The following is a 20,890-nucleotide window of genomic DNA, read 5'->3' on the forward strand; positions in this document are numbered from 1 at the left end:
AGCCCCCACGTCAAGCCGATCCGGCGAAGGGCGGGGCATCAACGGCATCAATAATGCAGCCGTGCCTCTTGCCAATTGGCACGGCACGGCATGGACAGCGGGAGCGCCGGCGCGGCGCCCCACTCAGAGGGGCAGGCCAGCGTTGAGACGGTACTGGTTGCGCACCGGGTTGGCGTACTGCTGGATCAGGTAGGGTTGCTGCTCGGGCGGGCAGGCGGCCAGGCGCGCGCTCCACTGCGCCTCGGCGCGTTGCAGCTCGGCCGGTTCGAACAGCTCGGCCGCGCTCGGCACGCTGATCGCCGGGTCTTGCGCGTCCCACATGCGGTACGCCAGGTAGTGCACCGGAAACAGCCGGTAGCCGCAGAGGATTTCGCGGTCGAGGGCGGCGGCCAGCTCCTTCGGGTCATCCGCAACCTGGCTCATGGGTGCGCCGAAGTGCACGTGAACCCGGCCTTTGTAGCCAGTGATGCCGAGCGCGATGCTGGCGTCGTCTTCGCCCGGCGCCTTGGTGTAGCTGCCGGTGGTGGCGCGGGTGTACAGCTCGCGCGCCTTGGCCAGGTCGCAGGGGTCGTATTCGTAGCTGATCGCCACTGGCGTCGGTTGCAGCGCTGCCAGTACCTCGGCGAAGGACTGGTCCTTGCGGCTCATGTGCAGCATCTTGAGGATGGCCGAGTCGGTGCGATCATCACCGTCCTTGGCGCGCCCCTCGGCCTGGGCGATCCATACCGACTCGCCGTCCTCGCGGATGGAGTGGTTGATGTATGCCGAGAGCACCTGGTAAGCCGCGAGCTTCTCGCGTCGCGCGGTGATCGAGCGGCGCACGATGAAGCTCTTGTTCAGCCGCATCAGATCGCTGACGAAGGGGCGTTGCAGCAGGTTGTCGCCGATGGCGATGCGTGGGGTGCGGATGCCGGCGTGATAGACCGCGTAGTTGACGAAGGCCGGGTCCATCACGATGTCGCGGTGATTGGCGAGAAACAGGTAGGCGCGTCCGGGCTGCAGGTGCTGCACGCCCGAATAGGTCACCCCGTCGGTGGCACGTTCGATGGTCCGGTCGACGTAGGCTTCGATCTTGTGCTGCAGCGCGTCGACCGAATCGATCGTGGCGAATTCGCGGCGCAGACGATGGGCGATGATCGGCTTGAGCAGCCAGCCGAAGGTGTTGGCCAGCCGCGGGAAGCGAAAGCGCAGCAGGATGTCGAGGAAGTCCCGATCGGTGAACAGGCGGGACATGACTGCCGGTACTTCGGCGTCGGCATAGGGTCGGATGGCTTCGAATTCGTCCATCATGCTCTCTGGTTGGAAGGAAACGGCGCAAGACCGCGCGACCTCACTGCGACACGGACGCGCTATACAGTAGGAAGGCGACGGCGCATGACCCGCGCCAACGCGGATGCGCCCCGAGCCTGCTGTCCGGCCGTGCCTGCCGGATTGTCACGGCGAGTTGCGGTAGTGGGCTGAAACTGGACGGCGATTATAGCGGCAAGTCACGAGGGAGACGTCCATGCTGGAATCACAGCTTTACCAATGTCCGTACTGCGGCGAACCGGCCGAGGCGCTGCTCGATCTGAGCGGCGGCGATCAGCAGTACGTCGAGGATTGTCCGGTGTGCTGCCGGCCGGCGGTATTCGATCTGAGCGTCGATGGCGAAGACTGGCAGCTGCAGGTTCGCCGGGAGGACGAGTGATGCAGCGCATCTACGAGCCGCGCGACCTGCTGGAGGCGCAGATGCTCACCGGCATGCTGGCCGATGAGGGCGTCGAGGCGTTTCTTGCCGGCGGCCACCTGGTCGGGGCGGTGGGCGAGCTGCCGGCGATCGGCCTGCTCGGGCTGATGGTGGCGGACCGCGACGCGGCGAGGGCGCAGCAGCTGATCGCCGCGTACAATGGCGCGTTGCCGCTGCCGGATGATGAACCGCATAGTTATCCCGGCGAACTGATCTGCTGACGAGTGCCGTTATGTGTGGCCGCTATGCCTTTTTCCGCTGGAGCCCGGCGTTTGCCGCGTTGCCCGGGTTTCCCGCCGACCAGGCGCCGCACTGGAACCTTGCGCCGGGCGCACAGGTGCTGCTGTTGCGTAGGTGTGAGGACGGCCTCAGGCTCGATCGCGTGCGCTGGGGGCTGACGCCTGCCTGGCTCAGCGACCTGACCCGCACGCCCGCGCAGGCGCGTGCCGAGACGCTGGCCGAGCAGCCGATGTTCCGCGAAGCCTTCCGCCTGCGCCGCGGGCTGCTGCCGGCCAACGGCTTCTATGAATGGCGCGGCACGGCGCGCAAGCGGCCGTACTGGATGACCGCCGAAGGCTCGCTGATGTACTTCGCGGCGCTGTGGGAGGCCTATCCGGTGGAGGGTTACACCTACCTCAGCGCCGCGGTGGTCACCGTCGCGGCCGCCAACCAGCGGCGACCGCTGATTCTCGACGAGGCCGCGCAGGCCGCCTGGCTCGACCCGCAGGCTTCGCCACAGACGCTGCAGGCACTGCTCGGTCAGGTGCAGCCACCACTGCGCGAGCGCCCGCTGGCGACGTTGGTCAACGACCCGCAACTCGATGCGCCGGAGTGCCTGACGCCGGCCAACTGAGGCAGTCGAACGGTCGTCAACCGGTTGTCGAACCGCCGCCGGCGGCCGCCCAACAGCCTCGGTTGCCTGAGCGTCGACGCCGCTCTAATCTACCGCGCAGTTTCCCCGGAGAACGCTCCATGCCCAAGCTGCAACCCTTGTCCGTGCTGATCGCCGCCGCGCTGCTGGCCGGCTGCCAGGCCGTCAACACCACCAGCGGCGGTGCCGTCGGTGTCGACCGCAAGCAGTACATGTTCAGCATGCTGTCGACCGAACAGGTCAACCAGATGTATGCCCAGTCGTATCAGCAGACGCTGAGCGAAGCCTCCAGCAAGGGCGTGCTGGCCAAGAGCGGGCCAATGACGCGGCGCGTCGACGCCATCGCCCAGCGCCTGATCGCCAAGGTTCCGGTTTTCCGCCCGGATGCGGCGCAGTGGGACTGGGCGGTCAACGTCATCGACAGCCCGGAACTCAACGCCAACTGCGGCCCGGGCGGCAAGATCATCTTCTACACCGGGCTGATCGAGAAGCTTCAGCTCAGCGACGACGAGATCGCCGCGGTGATGGGCCACGAGATCGCCCACGCCTTGCGCGAGCACGGCCGCGAGGCGATGTCCAAGGCCTATGGTGTGCAGATGGCCACCCAGCTCGGTTCGGCGATGGGTGTCGGTAGCGGCAGCCTGCAGCTGGCGAACATGGGCGTCGAATACCTGATGACGCTGCCCAACAGCCGGGGCAACGAGAACGAGGCGGATCTGATCGGCCTGGAGCTGGCCGCGCGCGCCGGCTACAACCCCAACGCGGCGCTGACCCTGTGGGAGAAAATGGCCTCGGCGGGCGGTTCGGCGCCGCCTGAGTTCATGAGCACCCACCCGTCTTCCAGCACGCGTACCGCGACGCTCAAGGCCAATATCCCGAAAGTGATGCCGCTGTACGAGCAGGCGCGTCGCTGACTAGCGCCCGGCTGGCGCTCAGCTGGCCGGCAGAAAACCGGAGAGCGCGCTATGCAGCCCGAGCTGCAGGCGCGCATTTTCCAGATCGATCAGCGTGCTGATTTCCTCGATGTCGCCAGCGCTGTTCAGCGTCCAGGTGCTGACCGCCGCGATGGCGAGAATCTTGTCGCTCGCCGGCCAGCCCAGCAGCGGTTGAGTCAGGGTGCCCATCACCGTGCTGGTGGTGATGACCTTGTGGCCTTCGCAGAGACACTCATCGACCATCACTTCCAGGTCCGGCATCGCGCCGCGAACGGCGCGCACCAGCTCAGCAAAGCCGGCCGCGTTCAGCGGCTGGCTGAGCAGCGAACTCTTGTAGCTGAAATAGCGGCTCTGCAACTGCTCGGAAAGGGCCAGGCGGCCCTTGTTCCAGCTCAGATCGATATGAGTGCAGACTCGTTTCTTGCGTCCATCCGCTGACATGCAGCCGGTCTCCTCGGGGTGCTGGGTGCTGCGGCTGAGCACTCTAGCAGCTCCCCCGATTCGCGGATTTGCGCTGCGTATCAGCCTGAGAGCATGCCGCTGAGCTTCAGCGCCTCGTAAACGGCATACAACGCCAGCAGACCGAAGCCGGCGGCGGCCACGCGGCGGATCAGCGTCAGCGGCAGGCGGTCGGCGGCGAAGTGGCTGACCAGTACCACCGGCACGTTGGCGATCAGCATGCCGGCGGTGGTGCCGAGAATGACCAGCAGGAAGTCCGGGTACTGGGCGGCGAGCATCACGGTGGCGATCTGCGTCTTGTCGCCCATCTCGGCGATGAAGAAGGCAATCACCGTGGCGACGAAGGGGCCGTAGGGGCGGCCCAGCTTGGTTTCATCCTCGTCCAGCTTGTCGGGCACCAGCGTCCATAGCGCGACGGCGGCAAAGCAGGCGGCGAGAATCCAGCTCAGGGCGGCGGGCGAGAAAAGCCCCGAAACCCAGCTGCCGACAGCACCGGCAGCGGCGTGATTGGCCAGCGTGGCGACCACGATGCCCCAGATGATCGGCCAGGGGCGGCGATAGCGGGCGGCGAGCAGAAGGGCGAGCAGCTGCGTCTTGTCGCCGATCTCGGCGAGCGCAACGATCAGTGTGGGGATGAAGAACGATTCCAAGCGCTATTCCTCAGGGCGGGTCGACATGAACACCATGACATGCACGACCTGCCCGCCCCGGGCCAGGTGTTCATGTCATGGGTCTTGTCAAACCGGAGGCGAAACGTGGTGGTCACGATCGCGCGGGTCGCATGCGCCATGATCTGCCGATCAAGTGTGTTGACGCATGCCAGGCGGGCTGGCGCTCGCCCGAGACTACTCCCCCAGGGACGGGCGCGAGTTTGCCCAAGCGCTACGGGTTTCGCAACCGCTACGGCTGATGTACGGCGCGGTAGATGCGAAAACCGTCGGCCTCGGCGAGGGTCTGGCAGTGGCCCAGATGGGCTTCGATCAGCGGCGGATAGCGCAGGAAGGCGTTGGCCACCAGACGCAGCTCGCCACCGGCGGCCAGGTGCCGCGCGGCGCGTTCGAGCAGCGCTTCGCTGGCCTCGTAGCTGGTGTGCACGCCGTGGTGGAACGGCGGATTGCTGACGATGGCGCTCAGCTCGAACGGCGCGGCGTCGATGCCGTCGCCGGCGATCAGCAGCGCCTCCAGACCGTTGGCGGCCAGGGTCAGGCGGCTGCTCTCGAGGGCGAAGGCATCCACGTCCAGCAGGAACAGCTCGCTCTGCGGATAGCGCCGCTTCAGCGTGGCGCCGAGCACGCCGGCGCCGCAGCCGAAGTCCAGTAGCCGGCCGCTCGCGGGCAGGCCGTCGAGGTGTTCGAGCAGCAGGGCGCTGCCGCGATCCAGCCGGCCATGGCTGAACACCCCGGGCAGGCTGACCACCTGCAGCGGACCGTCCGCCAGCTCCAGTTGGAAGCGTTCGGCCAGCGCGCTCAGCTCGGGATGGGCCGGGGCCTGCTCGACCTGCACCTGCCAGAGCTGGCAATGCCGCGCACTGTCGAGCTTGCGTGCATGGCCGAAGGCGGCCAGCTGGCGCGCGGCGCGCTCCACCCCGGCGCGTTTCTCGCCGACTAGGTACAGCGGTCGCCCGGCGAGGCGCGCCGCCAGCGTCTGCAGCAGGTACTCGGTCAGCTCGCGGGATTTGGGCAGGAACAGCACGGCGGCCTGGAAGTCACCGGCCGGCGCATCGACGCCGAAGCTGCAGCGTCCGGCAAAACGCCGCTGCAGACGCTGCTGCTCGCCGGCATGCCAGCTCCAGCCGGACGCCTGCGGCAGCTGACCGAGCAGGTCGTCGGCCGGCAGTCCGGCCAGCAGCAGCTTGCCGTCGAACAGCTGCGCCTGCCGCAGCAACACTTCGCTTCGAGGATCCATGGGGCCTCCGGAAAAAGCGGCGAGCTTAACAGCCTTTGCCCACCGCCATCAGCGCTCGGCGCTTCAGTTCACCTGCCGCGTCGGCGTGCCGGCGGCGAATGCCGTGGCGTTCTCCGCCAGCTGACCGACGATGCGCTGGCGTGCCTCGCGGCTGCCCCAGGCGCTGTGCGGCGTGACGATCAGCCGTGGCACGTCGGCGGCCAGCAGCGGATTGTCATCGCTGGGCGGTTCGCTGGTCAGCACGTCGGTGGCTGCGCCGCCCAGATGGCCACGACGCAGGGCGTCGGCCAGCGCCTGTTCGTCGACCAGGCCGCCGCGTGCTGCGTTGATCAGAAACGCGTTCGGCTTCATCAGCTGCAGTTCGCGCGCGCCGATCAGGTTGCGGGTCTGCTCGGTCAACGGGCAATGCAGCGTCAGCGCATCGACCTGCGGCAACAGCTCATCCAGATCCAGACGTCCCGGACGTGGCGGACGCCCCGGCAGGTTGCCGGTCAACACGCGCATGCCGAAGGCTTCGGCCAGGCGCGCCACGGCGCTGCCGAGTTCACCGTGGCCGAGCAGGCCGAGCGTCTTGCCCTGCAGCTCGACGATGGGGAAATCCAGCAGACAGAACTGCCCGCTCTGCTGCCAGCGCCGGCTGGCTACGGCGGCCTGGTAGTCCGGCAGGCGGGTAGCCAGTGCCAGCAGCAGCATCAGCGTGTGCTGGGCCACCGTCGGCGTGCCGTACGCCTGGCAGTTGCATACGGTGATGCCGCGGCGGCGCGCCGATTCCAGGTCGACGTTGTTGGTGCCGGTGGCGGCGATCAGGATCAGTTTGAGATCGGGGCAGCGGGCGAGCGTTTCGTCGGTCAGGGCGAGCTTGTTGACGATCGCCACCTGCGCGCCTTGCAGGCGCTCGACGATCTCCTGCGGCGCGCTCTGCGTGTGGCAGATCAGCTCGTCGAAGGCGGCCCGCAGCGGGGCGAGATCGAGATCGCCCTGGTCAAGCGGGGCGAGATCGAGGAAAACGGCGCGATAAAGGGTCATCAACTGTACCTTTCGGAGTGGCACGGACTGGTCGAAAATACAGCCCGAGATGAATGAGCGAGGGGTTGATCGTGTACTGGATGGAGTTTCTGACCGTGGCGCTGGTGCATCTGCTCGCCGTGGCCAGCCCCGGACCGGATTTCGCGGTGGTGGTGCGCGAGAGCGTGACGCAGGGGCATCGGACCGGCAGCTGGACGGCGCTGGGCGTCGGCTGCGGCATCTTCCTGCACGTCGCCTACTCGCTGCTCGGGATCGGCCTGATCGTCTCGCAGTCGATCGTCCTGTTCAACCTCTTCAAATGGCTGGCGGCGGCCTATCTGCTCTATCTGGGCTGGCGTGCGCTGCGTGCCCGGCCGCAGGCGCTGACCGAGGTAACGGGTGCTGGTGGACCTGCGCGTTCGGCCGGCAGCGCCTTCGTCATGGGCTTCGTCACCAACGGCCTGAACCCCAAGGCCACGCTGTTCTTCCTGTCGCTATTCACGGTGGTGATCGACCACGATACGCCGCTGCTGGTGCAGGCCGGCTACGGCGCCTACCTGGCGATCGCGACGATCTGCTGGTTCCTGCTGGTGGCCTGGCTGTTCAGCCGGGCCCGCGTGCGCGCTGGCTTTGCGCGCATGGGGCACTGGTTCGACCGCGCCACCGGAGCGGTGCTGATCGCGCTCGGCGCACGGCTGGCACTCAGCGAAATTGGCTGAAGCGCCATGGCCGCTCGACGGAAAAATCCTACTTTGGACTGATTTTGCCCCGCTTGCGACGCTCTAGAGTGCACCTACAACTCCAAGAAAAAGGATGCCCTCATGCTGCAGACCCGCGTGATCAAGCCCGCCGCGAGCGCCTATCAGTACCCTCTGTTGATCAAGCGCCTGCTGCTGTCGGGGCTGCGTTACGAGCGCAGCCGCGAGATCGTCTACCGCGACCGGCTGCGATTCGACTACCGCACACTCAACCAGCGCATCGCGCGGCTGGCCAACGTGCTGACCGCCGCTGGCGTCAAAGCGGGTGATACGGTGGCGGTGATGGACTGGGACAGCCACCGCTACCTCGAATGCATGTTCGCCATTCCGATGATCGGCGCGGTGGTCCACACCATCAACGTGCGCCTGTCGCCGGACCAGATCCTCTACACCATGAATCACGCCGAGGACCGCTTCGTGCTGGTCAACAGCGAGTTCGTGCCGCTCTACCAGGCCATCGCCGGGCAGCTGAGCACCGTGGAGAAGACCCTGCTGCTCACCGACGGCGAGGCCGTCACGACTGATCTGCCGGGCTGCGTAGGCGAATATGAAAGCCTGCTGGCGGCGGCCGAGCCGCATTACGACTTCCCCGACTTCGACGAGGATTCGGTCGCCACCACCTTCTACACCACCGGCACCACCGGTAATCCGAAGGGCGTGTACTTCACCCATCGTCAGCTGGTGCTGCATACGCTGGCGGCGGCGGTGACCGTCGGCTGTCGCGAGAACCCACAGTTGATGGGCGCTGGCGACGTCTACATGCCGATCACGCCGATGTTCCACGTACACGCCTGGGGCCTGCCATACGTCGCTACCATGCTTGGCCTCAAGCAGGTGTATCCGGGGCGCTACGACCCGGATTTCCTTATCGAGCTGTGGCGCCGCGAGCAGGTGACCTTCTCTCACTGCGTGCCGACCATCGTGCAGATGCTGCTCAATGCCAAGGCCGCGCAGGACGTGGACTTTGCCGGCTGGAAGATCACCATCGGCGGCAGTGCGCTGACGCGCGGGCTCTACGACGCGGCTCGTGCCCGCGGAATGAACCTGATTGCCGCCTACGGCATGTCGGAGACCTGCCCGCTGATCTCCGGTGCGCACATTAACGACGAGCTGCTCGCCGCCGATGACGAGACCCGTATCGCCTATCAGCTGAAGGCCGGCGTGCCGGTGGTGCTGGTGGACGCCGCGATCCAGACGCCGGATGGCCGCTTCCTGCCCGCCGACGGCGAAGCGCAAGGCGAACTGGTGCTGCGCGCGCCCTGGCTGACCCAGGGCTATTTCAACGAGCCGGAGAAGAGCGAGGAGCTCTGGGCGGGCGGCTGGCTGCACACCGGCGATGTGGCAGTGATCGACGAGATGGGCAACATCGATATCCGCGACCGCCTCAAGGACGTGATCAAGACCGGCGGCGAGTGGGTTTCCTCGCTGGCGCTCGAAGGGCTGATCAGCCAGCACGCGGCAGTCCGCGAAGTGGCGGTAGTGGGCGTGCCGGACGAGCGTTGGGGCGAGCGGCCGTTCGCCCTGCTGGTGCTGCGCGAAGGACAGACGCTGACTGCCCAGGCGCTGAAGACCTTCCTCGAGCCCGCCGTGGCGCAGGGGCATATCAACAAGTGGGCGGTGCCGCAGCAGATCGCGGTGGTCGGCGAGATTCCCAAAACCAGCGTCGGCAAGCTGGACAAGAAGCGCATCCGCCTGGATATCGCCCGCTGGCTGGAGGAGGGGCACGCGGCGATCTCGGCGCTCTGACGCTGCGGCTGACGCTGGTGGGTGGCTCCTGTTAGGGTCGGTACACACCGTCGACAGGAGCCCTCCGATGATTCACGGCAAGACACTCGAAGCCTGGTGCGCCAGCCATCCGCTGCTCAGCGAGCTGCTGGCCCTGCGCGAAACCACGTGGTTCAACCCGGCCATCGCACCGACCGCGACGGCACTGGCCGATGTCGGCCTGACGGCGGAGGACGTTGCCGCGGCCAGCGCCCGCCTGCAGCGCTTCGCGCCCTATCTGGCCAAGGTCTTCCCGGAAACCGCGGCGGCCGGCGGCATCATCGAATCGCCGCTGGTGCCGTTGCCGACGTTGGGGCGCCAGCTGCTGGACGAGATCGGCGTGGCCGCGGGCGGCGCGCTGTGGCTGAAGGCGGACAACCAGCTGCCCATCTCCGGCTCGATCAAGGCGCGCGGCGGTATTCATGAAGTGCTCAAGCACGCCGAAGATCTCGCGCTGCAAGCCGGCCTGATCCGTCCCGGCGATGATTACGCCGCGCTGGCCAGCGACGCCGCCCGGGCGTTCTTTGGCCGCTACCGTATCGCTGTCGGGTCCACTGGCAATCTCGGCCTGTCGATCGGCATTGTCAGTGCCCGGCTAGGCCTTCAGGCGACCGTGCACATGTCGGCGGACGCCCGCCAATGGAAGAAGGACCGGCTCAGGGCCAGCGGCGTGACGGTGGTCGAATACGCCTCGGACTACAGCGTCGCGGTGGCCCAGGGGCGCGAACAGGCGGCGGGCGATCCGAACTGCTATTTCGTCGATGACGAGAACTCGCCGCAGCTGTTTCTCGGTTACGCGGTCGCCGCCGAGCGCCTCGCGCGGCAGTTCGAGCAGGCCGGCATCCTGGTCGATACCGAACACCCGCTGTTCGTCTATCTGCCGTGTGGCGTCGGCGGCGGCCCCGGCGGGGTCGCCTTCGGTCTCAAGCTGGCCTTCGGCGATGCGGTGCATTGCCTGTTCGCCGAGCCGACCCACTCGCCGTGCATGCTGCTGGGCGTCTACAGCGGGCTGCACGATGCGGTCAGCGTGCAGGATTTCGGCATCGACAACGTCACTGCCGCGGATGGGCTGGCGGTCGGGCGGCCGTCCGGTTTCGTCGGCAGGGCCATGCAACGGCTGATCGACGGCTACTACACGGTCACGGACGAGACGCTCTCGCGCCTGCTGGCCAGCGCCTGGGAGCTGGAGCAGGTGCGCCTGGAGCCTTCGGCGCTGGCGGGGATGCCGGGCCTGCAGCGCGTGCTGCGCGCGCCCGATTACCTGCAGCGGATCGGCGTCGATCCGGCGCGGTTGGCGCGCGCGACGCATCTGGTCTGGGGAACCGGTGGCAGCATGGTGCCGGAGGCGGAGTTCGCGGCCTATCTCGCCCAAGGGCGGGCGCTGCAGCGGCAGGTATGAACCGGTGCGCCGCGCGCCGCGCGGTTCTGCTGCCTTGGTTGCAGTCCTGCGGCGCTGGCCGGTGTTAATCTAGCGCTGCGTTCGGGGAGCGCCGGCATGTTGCGCGCCCTGGTCACTGACGAAACGAAGGAAGTCCATATGAAAAAGCTGAACTTGACCGCCGCTGCGGTGGCCGTTGCCCTGCTGGTCGGTTGCACCACCAACCCTTACACCGGTGAGCGCGAAGCCGGCAAGGCGGGTATCTATGGCGGCATCGGGGCGGTCAGCGGCGCGGTGATCGGTGCGGCGACTTCCAGCAAGAAGGACCGCGCCAAGGGCGCGCTGATCGGCGCGGCAGTCGGTGGCGCGGCCGGTGGCGGCTACGGCTACTACGTCGACACCCAGGAAGCCAAGCTGCGCCAGACGCTGCAGGGCACCGGCGTACAGGTGCAGCGCGAGGGCGACAACCTGACCCTGATCATGCCGGGCAACATCACCTTTGCCAGCAGCTCGGCGGACATCTCCAGCAACTTCTATCCGACGCTGAATTCGCTGGTACAGGTGTTCAAGGAGTTCGACAAGAACGGAGTGGACATCGTCGGTCACACCGACAGCACCGGCTCGCTGCAGCTGAACCAGGACCTGTCCAACCGTCGCGCGCAGAGCGTGGCGTCCTACCTGATCAGCAACGGCGTGCCGTCCTCGCGCATTTCCGCCTCGGGTGTCGGCCCGAGCCAGCCGATCGCCAGCAACGACACGGCCGCCGGCCGCGCGCAGAACCGCCGCGTCGAGATCAATCTGCGTCCGCTGTAACCCCCGCAATATCCGGCGGAGCCGCAATGGCTCCGCCGCTGCCGGAAAGCCGGCGTCATGAAATCCGCCCCTCCGTTCGTCGCACGGAACCTCTGTCCGCTTCGTGACTCTCAAGCACTTGAAGCACGCCAGTAATGGCGCAGAGGAGGTCGAATGGATGATCGTCCCGCTCTCCATTCCCGCAAGCCTTGGCTGCCTTTGTTCGTCACGCTGGCGTTGATGGCGGGGCTCGGTGGATGGATCGGCTGGCAATGGCATGCTCAGGAAACGCGCAACCGCATCGAGCAGGAACAGCGCTTCACCTTTGCCGTCGATGACATCGAGCACACGCTGCGCGAGCGCATGCGTGCCTATGAAATGGTCCTGCGCGGTGTCGCCGGGCTGGTCGCGGGCAGCGACAGCGTTTCCCTGGACGATTGGATGCGCGCGGCCGATCAGCTGCAGCTGCAGGATTTCTACCCGGGCATCCAGGCCGTGGCGCTGGCGCGCTATGCCACCAGTCAGACGATCGAGGCGCAACTGAAGGCGATCCGCAAGTCCGGACGCGAGCGCTTTCGCATGTATCCGCCCGGCGTGCGCGACGAATACCTGATCGTCGACTACATCCATCCCGTCGACTGGCGCAACCGTCGGGTGTTGGGATTCGACCTGTTCAGCGAGACGTTCCGCCGCGAGGCGGCCGCGGCGGCGCGCGATAGCGGCAATCCGGTCCTGACCGGGCCGTTGCGACTCAAGCAGGAGACCGAGCAGAACGTGCAGACCGGCGTGCTGCTCTACCTGCCGCTGTACCGCGCCAACGCGCCGACCACCACTGAGGAGGAGCGGCGCAGCGCCTTTGTCGGCACCTTGCATGGCGCCTTCCGGGTGACCGACCTGATGGAAGGCATCCTCGGCTCGCGCAGCAGCGCGCTGCAGCTGCAGCTGCGTGACGCCGCCGCGCCGGACGTACCGCTGCTCGCCGGGCGCCGACCGGCCAATGAGGAGGCCGGCTTCCAGCGCACGCGCAACATCTACATGTATGGCCGCAGCTGGCAGCTGAAGGTGGCGAGCACACCCGAGTACGAAGCGGTGCTGCGCCACAGCAATCGCACGTTCGATCTGGTGTCGCCACTGCTCGCGGCCGCGCTGTTCTCGCTGCTGATCGGCGGCTATCTCTATCTGCGCGAGCGCGCGCTGCAGGCCAGCCAGCGGTTGAGCGTGCAGTCGCAGGAACGCGAGGCGCGCTTTCGCCAGCTCATCGAACAACTGCCGGTGGCCACCTTGCTGTGCAATGCCGCCGGGCGGATCGAACTGGCCAACCAGAGCGCTGCCAGCCTGCTCGGCTCCAACGCCGGGCTGCTGGCCGGCGAGCGGGTCAGCCGCTATCTGCCGTTCCTGCTGAGCGACGATTCGCTGGCCCAGCGCAGCGGGCTCCATCAGCAGGAAACCCAGGCGCTGCGCGAGGACGCCACGCCGGTGCCGGTTGCGCTCAGCCTGACCAGCTTCAACCATGACGAGGCCCGCTACTACGTGCTCAACCTGCTCGACCTGCAGGCGCGCAAGCGCGACGAAGAGCGATTCCGCAATGTGGTCGAGGCGTCGCCCAACGCCTTCGTGCTGGTCGACAGCGAAGGACGCATCGTCATGGTCAATCGCCAGACCGAGTTGCTGTTCGGCTATGAGCGCGAGCAGCTGCTCGGCCAGCCGGTCGAACTGCTGCTGCCGGAAGCGGCGCGCGAAGCCCACCGCGGCGTTCGCCAGGAGTACGCCGCGCACCCCGAACCGCGGCGGATGGGCGGCAACCGCGAGCTGTTCGGCCGCCATCGCGACGGCAGCCAGGTGCCGGTGGAGATCGGCCTGTCGCCGCTGCGCAGCGGCGACGAGCAGCTGGTGCAGGCGGTGATCATCGATATCAGCCATCGCAAGGCGGCCGAGCGCCGCCTGCGTGACCAGGCCGACCAGCTGGTGGTCGCCAATCGCTACAAATCGGAATTTCTGGCCAACATGTCCCATGAGCTGCGCACGCCGCTCAACAGCATCCTGATCCTCAGCGACCAGCTGCGTCAGAACGGTGGCGGCAATCTCACCGACAAGCAGGTACGGCATGCCGACATCATTTACCGCGCTGGCCACGATCTGCTGCAGCTGATCAACGACGTGCTGGACCTGGCCAAGATCGAGGCCGGACATTTGCAGCTCAAGCTCGAGCCGCTGAATCTGCGCGACCTGTTGGCCGAGACCGAGGCGGCGCTGGCGCCGATGGCGCAGCAGAAGGGCCTGAAGTTGACGCTGGATGTTGCCTCGAACGTCCCCGAGCGGCTGGAAAGCGACCGCCTGCGCCTGCGGCAGATCCTGCATAACCTGCTGACCAATGCGCTGAAGTTTACCGAGCGCGGCGAGGTGCAGGTGCTGGTGCGTTGCCTCGCGCAAAACGGGGCGAGTGGCGGCGATACGTTGCAGATCGAGGTGCGCGACACCGGCATCGGCATCGCGCGGGACCAGCATGAGCGGATCTTTCAGGCCTTCCAGCAGATCGATGGTTCGATCAGCCGGCATTACGGTGGCACCGGCCTGGGGCTGGCGATCACCCAGCAGCTGGTCGCCGTGCTGGGTGGCCGGATCGAGCTGCAGAGCGAGCCGGGGCAGGGCTCGCGCTTCACCGTCGAGCTGCCGCTGCCGGAGCGTCGACCGGCGCTGCCGGACGCCGTGCAGCCGCGTGGCGACGAGCCGAGCCTGCTGATCGTCGAGGGCGATGGTGCGTTTGCCGCGCTGCTCGATGAAGTCGGCCAGAGCCACGGCTTCGTCAGCACGCGCTGCGCCACCGGCAACGAAGGATCGGCGATGCTGCGCGAACGGCGTTTCGCCGCGGTGATTCTCGACATCCTGCTGCCGGATATCAGCGGCTGGCAGGTCTATCGCGAGCTGCGCGCCGACGAGCGTTTGCAGGGATTGCCGGTCGCGATCATTTCCAGCGTGCCGCAACCGGGCGACTGGCACGACGATGACGCGCGTTACCTGACCAAGCCGGTCGAGCGGGTGACGCTCGAACAGCTGTTCATCGAGCTGCGCCGCCAAGGCCACAACCCGCTGCGCCTGCTGCTGGTCGAAGGCGATCCGCAGCGGCGACGGCAGATTCGCGAATGCTTCGAGAACTTGGGCTACAGCGTGACCGCCACCGGGCGCAGCGAGTCGGCGCGCCTGGCATTCGCCGAGCAGGCGTTCAGTGCGCTGGCCATCGATTTCGACCTGGCCGATGACAACGGTCTGGAGCTGCTCGAAGCGCTCGAACGTCTGCGACCGCTGCAGGGCATGCTGGTGCTGGTGAGCAGCCAGGCGCCGCTGGACGACGAGCAGTTGCAGCGCCTGCGGCGCTATTCGGCGGTGCTGCTGGCGAAATCCGACAGCCCAGAGCGCATCGGCGAGCTGGTGCGCCAGGCCACCGCGACGGACAGACCCGAGACGATGCAGCAGGCGCCGCGGCCGGAGCTGGGCCGCCAGGTGCTGCTGGTCGGCGACGACGTGCGGCTGATCTATTCGCTGAGCGCCGATCTCGACCAGCTGGGACTGCAGGTCGAGCCGGTGACCAGTGCCGAGTCGGCGCTGGCGCGGTTTGCCGAGGGTGCCTTCGATCTGGTGCTGCTGGACATGAGCCGAGCGGACGCGGAAGGTGTGATGTTGCCCGCCGCGCTCAAGGGCGAACACGGTTGTCAGGTGCCGATCATCGCCCTCGTCGAGGATGCCGGCGCGGAGCAGCGCCAGCGCTGCCTGACGCTCGGTGCCGATGATGTGCTGGCCAAGCCCGTGGAGCGTGCCGCGTTGGCGACGCTGCTGCAGCACTGGCTGGGGCTGCAGGCGGAGCAGGGCAAGGCTGAAGAGGAGTAGAGGAGCGGTGGGAGTAGACGCTGGAGTTGCCGCAAACAGGTACGGCGCCGTTACGTGCGAGGGTGCCCGCGTGCACGCGCGCGCAGCGATGCGGGAGGGCCTCTATGGGAAGAGCGCAGCTTAAGACGCAACCGCGCAGCCGTACGCTGCTGGTGGTGGATGATCGCGAGGCCAACCTGGTAGCGATGGAGGCCCTGCTCGGCGACGGCGACTGGCAGGTGCACAGCGTCAACTCCGGCGAGGCGGCGCTCAAGGCGCTGCTCGAACTGGACGTCGAGCTGGTACTGCTGGACGTGCAGATGCCCGGCATGGACGGCTTCGAGGTCGCCCGGCTGATGCGCGGCAGCCCGCATACGCGCTACACGCCGATCATCTTCGTCTCGGCCATCGCGCACACCCGCGAGTCGGTGCTGCGCGGCTACGCCAGCGGCGCAGTGGACTTCATTCTCAAGCCGTTCGATCCGCAGGTGCTCAAGCACAAGATCAACACGCTGCTGGCGCACGAACACAACCGTCGCGACCTGCAGTTGCTCTCCCAGCAGCTGGACAGCGCCCGGGCGTTCAACGCCTCGGTGCTGAGCAACGCCGCCGAGGGCATCCTGGTGGTGGGCGAGGACGGCTACGTCACCTTCGCCAATCCGGCCATCGCCGAAATGCTGCATGCCCGCGTGGAGGACCTGCAGGGCACCGCTCTGCTGGCGCATCTGGCGGTGCCCGAGGTTGGCGTGTCGTGGCGCGAGTCGGAGTTCTACGAGCACTGGCGCAACGGCGCGACCTACCGTCTGCACGAGGCGCAGCTCTACAGGAGCGACGGCTCGACGCTGCCGGTGGCGCTGTCCAGCTCGCCGTTGCCACGCCAGCAACGCTCGATGGTGGTCATCGCGCTGGATATGTCGGTGGTGCGCAATCTCCATGTGCAGCTGGAAACCCAGGCGGTGACCGACTCGCTGACCGGGCTGCTCAACCGCCGCGGTTTCCACCAGGCGCTGGAGTCGGCGCTGGCGCGGGTCGACCGCAACGGCAAGCGCATGGCGATCCTCTACATCGACCTGGACGGCTTCAAGCGCATCAACGATTCGCTCGGTCACGACGCCGGCGACGAAATCCTTTGCAAGGTGGCGCGGCTGCTGGAAACCTGCATGCGTCCCTACGACATCATCGCGCGCATGGGCGGCGACGAATTCACCGCGCTGCTGGACTCGCTCGATCAACCAGAAGATGCGGCGCGCGTGGCAGAGAAGCTCATCGAGCTGATCTCGGTGCGCCACCGCGTCGACGGCACCGAAGTCACCCTGGGCGCGAGCATCGGCATCGCGCATTTCCCCGACAGCGGGCAGAGCGTCGACGAGCTGCTGCGCTCGGCGGACATGGCCATGTACGAGGCCAAGCGTGCCGGGCGTCGGCAGTATCGCTTCTTCTCCGACGAGATGAACGGCCGGGCCCACACCCGCCTGATGATGGAGGAGAACCTGCGCAGCGCCATCGAGCGCAACGATTTCGAGCTGGCCTACCAGCCGCAGATCATGCTCGAGAGCGGCCGCCTGCGGGGTTTCGAGGCGTTGCTGCGCTGGCCCAACGGGCAGAGTGGGCAGGTTGAGCCGGGGGTGTTCATTCCGCTGCTGGAGGAGACGCGGCTGATCGAGCGAGTCGGCGACTGGGTGCTGCGCGAGGCGCTGAACCAGCATCGCCTGTGGCCGCAGGCGCTCGACGACGGGCTGATTCTCAGCGTCAACGTCAGCCCGGTGCAGTTTGCCCGCGCCGGCCTGCTGGATAGCCTGCAGCGCCTGCTCGACGAGTACCAGCTGCTGCCGGCGCAACTCGAGCTGGAGGTCACCGAAGGCACGCTGATGCAGGATCTGGAGCAGAGCTGCGACAAGCTGCGGCGCCTGCGCAAGCTCGGGGTCCGCGTGGCGATCGACGATTTCGGCACCGGCTACTCGTCACTGGCCTACCTGCGCCACTTCGAGCTCGACACGTTGAAGATCGACCGTCTGTTCATCACCAACATGCTCGACTCGCCGCGCGATGCGGCGGTGGTCAATGCCATCATCGACCTGGGGCGCAACCTGGGGCTGGAGGTGATCGCCGAAGGCGTCGAGAGCCTGGCGCAGCGCGAGTGGCTGCTGGCCAACGGCTGCGATGTGATGCAGGGCTTCCTGGTTTCGCCGGCGGTCGCCCCGGCACAGGCAACCGCCTTTCCGGCGCGGGTGAGCTGGGAGTCGCGCTGAGACGCCTCAGCGCGGCGGGAACTGCGCGTGCAGGCTGGCCAGCTGGGCATCCTTGGCGGTCCACAGCTGGTTGACCCACTGCTGGAACGCCAGCCGGTACGCTTCGTCCTGATCGTAATTGCGGCCGAGGAACTCGCCCGGAATCTGCCGCCGCTCGATGCGTAGCACCACCTGGCGGATGCGCCCGGCGAGCAGGTCCCAGAAGCTCGGACGGCCGTCGGGATAGTGGATGGTGATGTCGACCAGCGCGCTCAGCTGCTCGCCCATCGCGTCGATCACGAAGGCGATGCCGCCGGCACGCGGCTTGAGCAGGTGGCGGAACGGCGAGTCCTGCTGGTCGTGCTTGGCTGGCGTGAAACGCGTGCCTTCGAGGAAGTTGAACACCGACACCGGATTGGTGCGGTAGCGCTCGCAGGCACGGCGGGTAGTGGCCAGATCCTCACCGCGTTTTTCCGGGTGCTTGGCCAGGTATTCCTTGCTGAAGCGCTTCATGAAGGGGAATTCCAGCGCCCACCAGCACAGGCCGATGACCGGCACCCAGATCAGTTCCTGCTTGAGGAAGAACTTCAGAATCGGCATGCGGCGGCTGAGCTGGTACTGCAGCACCAGAATGTCGGCCCAGCTCTGATGATTGCTGGTGACCAGATACGAATGGTGCATGTCGACCAGCTCGCGGCCCTGGACATCCCAGTCGACGTTCCGCGCCAGGTTCATCCAGAAGCTGTTCACCGCCATCCAGGATTCGGCGATCCAATGCATGCCGTAGCGCAGCGTGCGCTGGATCGGCGCGAAGGGCAGCACTAGCTTGAGCAGGGCGAGGGCGAACAGCGGCCAGCACCAGAACAGGGTGTTGAGCGCGAGGAGAAGCGCGGAAAGCACGCCGCGCAGCGGCGCGGGAAGGAAGCTAAGCATGGCTGGCTCGTCGATACGGCTGAGTCGAGTCGCCAAGAGTAGCGATTATGCAGGCATCTGTAACTATCTGAAGCGGCAGTAAAAAGCCCGCCCACGCGAGGCGCGGGCGGGCTTTTGGGTGACGCTGGCGTCAGGCTTTCTGGCTGGCCGCCTGCAGTGCGGTGAGGGCGATGGTAAAGACGATGTCCTCGACCAGCGCGCCGCGCGACAGGTCGTTCACCGGCTTGGCCAGGCCCTGCAGCATCGGGCCGACGCTGAGGCAGTTGGCGTTGCGCTGCACGGCCTTGTAGGTGGTGTTACCGGTGTTCAGGTCGGGGAAGATGAACACGGTAGCCTGGCCGGCGACCTTGCTGTCCGGCGCCTTCTGCTTGCCGACGCTGAGTACCGAGGCGGCGTCGTACTGCAGCGGGCCGTCGATCGGCAGCTGCGGTGCGCGCTGTTGGGCGATGCGGGTGGCTTCGGCGACCTTCTCCACTTCGGCGCCGCTGCCGGAGCTGCCGGTGGAGTAGCTGATCATCGCCACACGCTGCGGCACGCCGAGGGCGGCGGCCGATTCGGCACTCTGCAGGGCGATTTCGGCCAGCTCGGTGGCGCTCGGGTTCGGGTTCACCGCGCAGTCGCCATAGACCAGCACCTGGTCCGGCAGCAGCATGAAGAACACCGAGGACACCAGGCTGTAGCCCGGCGCGGTCTTGATCAGCTGCAGCGCCGGGCGGATGGTGTTGGCGGTGGTGTGCACGGCGCCGGAAACCAGGCCGTCCACCTCGTCCAGCGCCAGCATCATGGTGCCGAGCACGACGGTGTCCTTCAGCTGCTCGCGGGCATCCTCGGGCGTCAGGCCCTTGGCCTTGCGCATTTCGCACATCGGCTCGACGTAGCGGTTGGCGATCAGATCCGGATCGAGGATTTCCAGGCTGGCGGGCAGCTTGATGCCCTGCTCACGAGCGACCTGCTCGACTTCGGCTGGCTTGGCAAGCAGCACGCAGCGAGCGATGCCGCGCTCCTGGCAGATGGCCGCGGCGCGAATGGTGCGCGGCTCGTTGCCTTCCGGCAGGACGATGCGCTTGTTGGCGTCCTGCGCACGCTTGACCAGCTGATAGCGGAATGCGGCCGGCGACAGACGCGGCTCGGCGCGCGGGACGCTGCAGCGGGTGTGCAGGACTTCGGGATGCAGGTGCTTGGCGATGTAGTCGGTGACCAGGCTGGCGCGCTCGATGTCGTCCGACGGGGTTTCCTTGTTCAGGCCGAACAGGTTGTTGGCCGTGTCATAGGAGTTGGTGCTCACCATCATCACCGGCAGACCACCGGCCAGGGCGGTCTTGCACAGCTCGAGAATGCGCGGGTCCGGCGTGAAGTCGCCGGTCAACAGCAGGCCGGCGAGCTTCTCGCCGTTGAGCGAGGCCAGGCTGGCGGCAAGGATGATGTCGTCACGGTCGCCCGGCGTTACCACCAGCACGCCGGAGCGCAGCAGTTGCACGGTGTTCGGCACGGCGCGGGCGCACAGCACGATCTTGCCGACGCGGCGCTGATCGGCTTCGCCGGCGTTGAGCACCTGCGCACCGAGCAGTTCGACGATGTCACGGGTACGCAGCGCGTTGAGTTCCTCGGCAAAGGGAATGGCACCGAGCAGCTGGAAGTCGGAGCTGCCGAGCAGCGGCAGGTGTTCCTTGAGGCGCTCGATGAAGGCCGGCACGCCGTCCTCGCTCTTGACCTTGTTGAGGATCACGCCGAGTACCTTCGGGTCCTTGGCGCCGCCGAACTGCTGCGCCTGGATTTCGATGCGCTCGGCCATGCGCTTGAGGCTGTCCTTGCCCTGGGCGGCGATCAGGATGATCTCGGCGTCCAGGCTCTTGGCCAACTGGGTATTGATGCGCGAGGTGTAGTCGGAGCTGGTGGTCGGCACCATGCCTTCGACGATGACCACGTCCTTACCGGCAGCGGCATGCTGGAAGCGGCTGACCACTTCCTCGAGCATCAGGTCCAGCTCGCCGTCGGCCAGCTGGCGCTCGACCTGTTCCAGCGCCAGCGGTTCGGGCGAGGGCAGGTTGAGGGTCTTTTCGACGAGGATGCAGGAGCGTTCACGGCCCTGGTCGACCGGGAAGGGTTGTGCGATCGGTTTGAAGAAACCGACCTTCAGGCCGGCGCTTTCGAGCGCGCGAATCAGGCCGAGGCTGACGGAGTTCAGACCGCCGCCGAAACCGGTTGGGGCTAGAAACAGAGTGTGCATGGGTTCTCCTTCAGGGGAGCGGGGAGCTCTGGCTGCAGAATGCGGGGC

General features: G+C 66.9%; 17 protein-coding genes and 1 riboswitch. Of the genes, 10 read left to right on the top strand and 7 right to left on the bottom strand.

Annotated elements, in window-relative coordinates:
- Positions 1-123 precede the first annotated feature (123 nt).
- Positions 124-1,290 (bottom strand): 1-acyl-sn-glycerol-3-phosphate acyltransferase, encoded by a 1,167-nt coding sequence (locus tag AC0ZJQ_RS04585; protein ID WP_476477375.1) that lies wholly within the window; start codon positions 1,288-1,290, stop codon positions 124-126.
- 214 nt (positions 1,291-1,504) lie between these two features.
- Between AC0ZJQ_RS04585 and AC0ZJQ_RS04590 the strand changes: the two genes are divergently transcribed.
- From AC0ZJQ_RS04590 to AC0ZJQ_RS04605, 4 genes are all read left to right on the top strand, one after another.
- On the top strand, positions 1,505-1,687 hold the full coding sequence (locus AC0ZJQ_RS04590; protein ID WP_167136112.1) for a CPXCG motif-containing cysteine-rich protein: 183 nt from the start codon (positions 1,505-1,507) through the stop codon (positions 1,685-1,687).
- Positions 1,687-1,947 (top strand): putative signal transducing protein, encoded by a 261-nt coding sequence (locus AC0ZJQ_RS04595; protein ID WP_476477376.1) that lies wholly within the window; start codon positions 1,687-1,689, stop codon positions 1,945-1,947. The genes AC0ZJQ_RS04590 and AC0ZJQ_RS04595 overlap by 1 nt, the downstream gene beginning before the upstream one ends.
- 11 nt (positions 1,948-1,958) lie before the next feature.
- The gene (locus tag AC0ZJQ_RS04600) at positions 1,959-2,579 is read left to right on the top strand and encodes an SOS response-associated peptidase (RefSeq protein WP_476477377.1); all 621 of its coding nucleotides are present in this window, start codon (positions 1,959-1,961) and stop codon (positions 2,577-2,579) included.
- 119 nt (positions 2,580-2,698) lie between these two features.
- Positions 2,699-3,511, top strand: coding sequence for a M48 family metallopeptidase (locus AC0ZJQ_RS04605; protein ID WP_102827552.1), 813 nt, complete (start codon positions 2,699-2,701; stop codon positions 3,509-3,511).
- Positions 3,512-3,529: 18 nt separating this feature from the next.
- On the opposite strand, the gene AC0ZJQ_RS04610 is transcribed toward AC0ZJQ_RS04605, so the two are convergent.
- From AC0ZJQ_RS04610 to AC0ZJQ_RS04625, 4 genes are all read right to left on the bottom strand, one after another.
- A complete protein-coding gene (locus AC0ZJQ_RS04610) occupies positions 3,530-3,973 on the bottom strand; it encodes an ester cyclase (RefSeq protein ID WP_037019936.1) in 444 nt (147 codons plus the stop codon).
- 80 nt (positions 3,974-4,053) lie between these two features.
- Positions 4,054-4,641 (bottom strand): TMEM165/GDT1 family protein, encoded by a 588-nt coding sequence (locus tag AC0ZJQ_RS04615; protein WP_155551590.1) that lies wholly within the window; start codon positions 4,639-4,641, stop codon positions 4,054-4,056.
- 27 nt (positions 4,642-4,668) lie between these two features.
- Positions 4,669-4,850: riboswitch (yybP-ykoY riboswitch) on the bottom strand.
- A gap of 41 nt (positions 4,851-4,891) precedes the next feature.
- Positions 4,892-5,896 (bottom strand): methyltransferase, encoded by a 1,005-nt coding sequence (locus AC0ZJQ_RS04620; RefSeq protein WP_476477378.1) that lies wholly within the window; start codon positions 5,894-5,896, stop codon positions 4,892-4,894.
- Between the two features lie 63 nt (positions 5,897-5,959).
- A complete protein-coding gene (locus AC0ZJQ_RS04625) occupies positions 5,960-6,922 on the bottom strand; it encodes a 2-hydroxyacid dehydrogenase (protein ID WP_476477379.1) in 963 nt (320 codons plus the stop codon).
- Between the two features lie 71 nt (positions 6,923-6,993).
- On the opposite strand from AC0ZJQ_RS04625, the gene AC0ZJQ_RS04630 reads away from it, so the two are divergent.
- From AC0ZJQ_RS04630 to AC0ZJQ_RS04655, 6 genes are all read left to right on the top strand, one after another.
- On the top strand, positions 6,994-7,620 hold the full coding sequence (locus AC0ZJQ_RS04630; RefSeq protein ID WP_476477752.1) for a LysE family translocator: 627 nt from the start codon (positions 6,994-6,996) through the stop codon (positions 7,618-7,620).
- Positions 7,621-7,722: 102 nt separating this feature from the next.
- A complete protein-coding gene (locus tag AC0ZJQ_RS04635) occupies positions 7,723-9,405 on the top strand; it encodes a fatty acid--CoA ligase (protein ID WP_476477380.1) in 1,683 nt (560 codons plus the stop codon).
- Positions 9,406-9,472: 67 nt separating this feature from the next.
- Positions 9,473-10,822 carry a D-serine ammonia-lyase gene (locus tag AC0ZJQ_RS04640; RefSeq protein ID WP_155551595.1) on the top strand — a complete coding sequence of 450 codons (1,350 nt, stop codon included), beginning with the start codon at positions 9,473-9,475 and terminating at the stop codon, positions 10,820-10,822.
- 138 nt (positions 10,823-10,960) lie between these two features.
- On the top strand, positions 10,961-11,614 hold the full coding sequence (locus AC0ZJQ_RS04645; RefSeq protein WP_102827547.1) for a YiaD family glycine zipper/OmpA-like lipoprotein: 654 nt from the start codon (positions 10,961-10,963) through the stop codon (positions 11,612-11,614).
- A 153-nt stretch (positions 11,615-11,767) separates the two neighbouring features.
- A complete protein-coding gene (locus AC0ZJQ_RS04650; RefSeq protein WP_476477381.1) occupies positions 11,768-15,475 on the top strand; it encodes a CHASE domain-containing protein in 3,708 nt (1,235 codons plus the stop codon).
- A 104-nt stretch (positions 15,476-15,579) separates the two neighbouring features.
- Positions 15,580-17,703, top strand: coding sequence for a two-component system response regulator (locus AC0ZJQ_RS04655; protein ID WP_476477382.1), 2,124 nt, complete (start codon positions 15,580-15,582; stop codon positions 17,701-17,703).
- 6 nt (positions 17,704-17,709) lie between these two features.
- On the opposite strand, the gene AC0ZJQ_RS04660 is transcribed toward AC0ZJQ_RS04655, so the two are convergent.
- Together AC0ZJQ_RS04660 and pta are read right to left on the bottom strand one after the other, a co-directional pair.
- On the bottom strand, positions 17,710-18,615 hold the full coding sequence (locus AC0ZJQ_RS04660) for an acyltransferase (protein WP_476477383.1): 906 nt from the start codon (positions 18,613-18,615) through the stop codon (positions 17,710-17,712).
- 130 nt (positions 18,616-18,745) lie between these two features.
- A complete protein-coding gene (gene pta / locus AC0ZJQ_RS04665) occupies positions 18,746-20,842 on the bottom strand; it encodes a phosphate acetyltransferase (RefSeq protein ID WP_314019775.1) in 2,097 nt (698 codons plus the stop codon).
- Between the last annotated feature and the right edge of the window lie 48 nt (positions 20,843-20,890).

It is taken from the genome of Stutzerimonas sp. 21-1 (assembly GCF_056336065.1).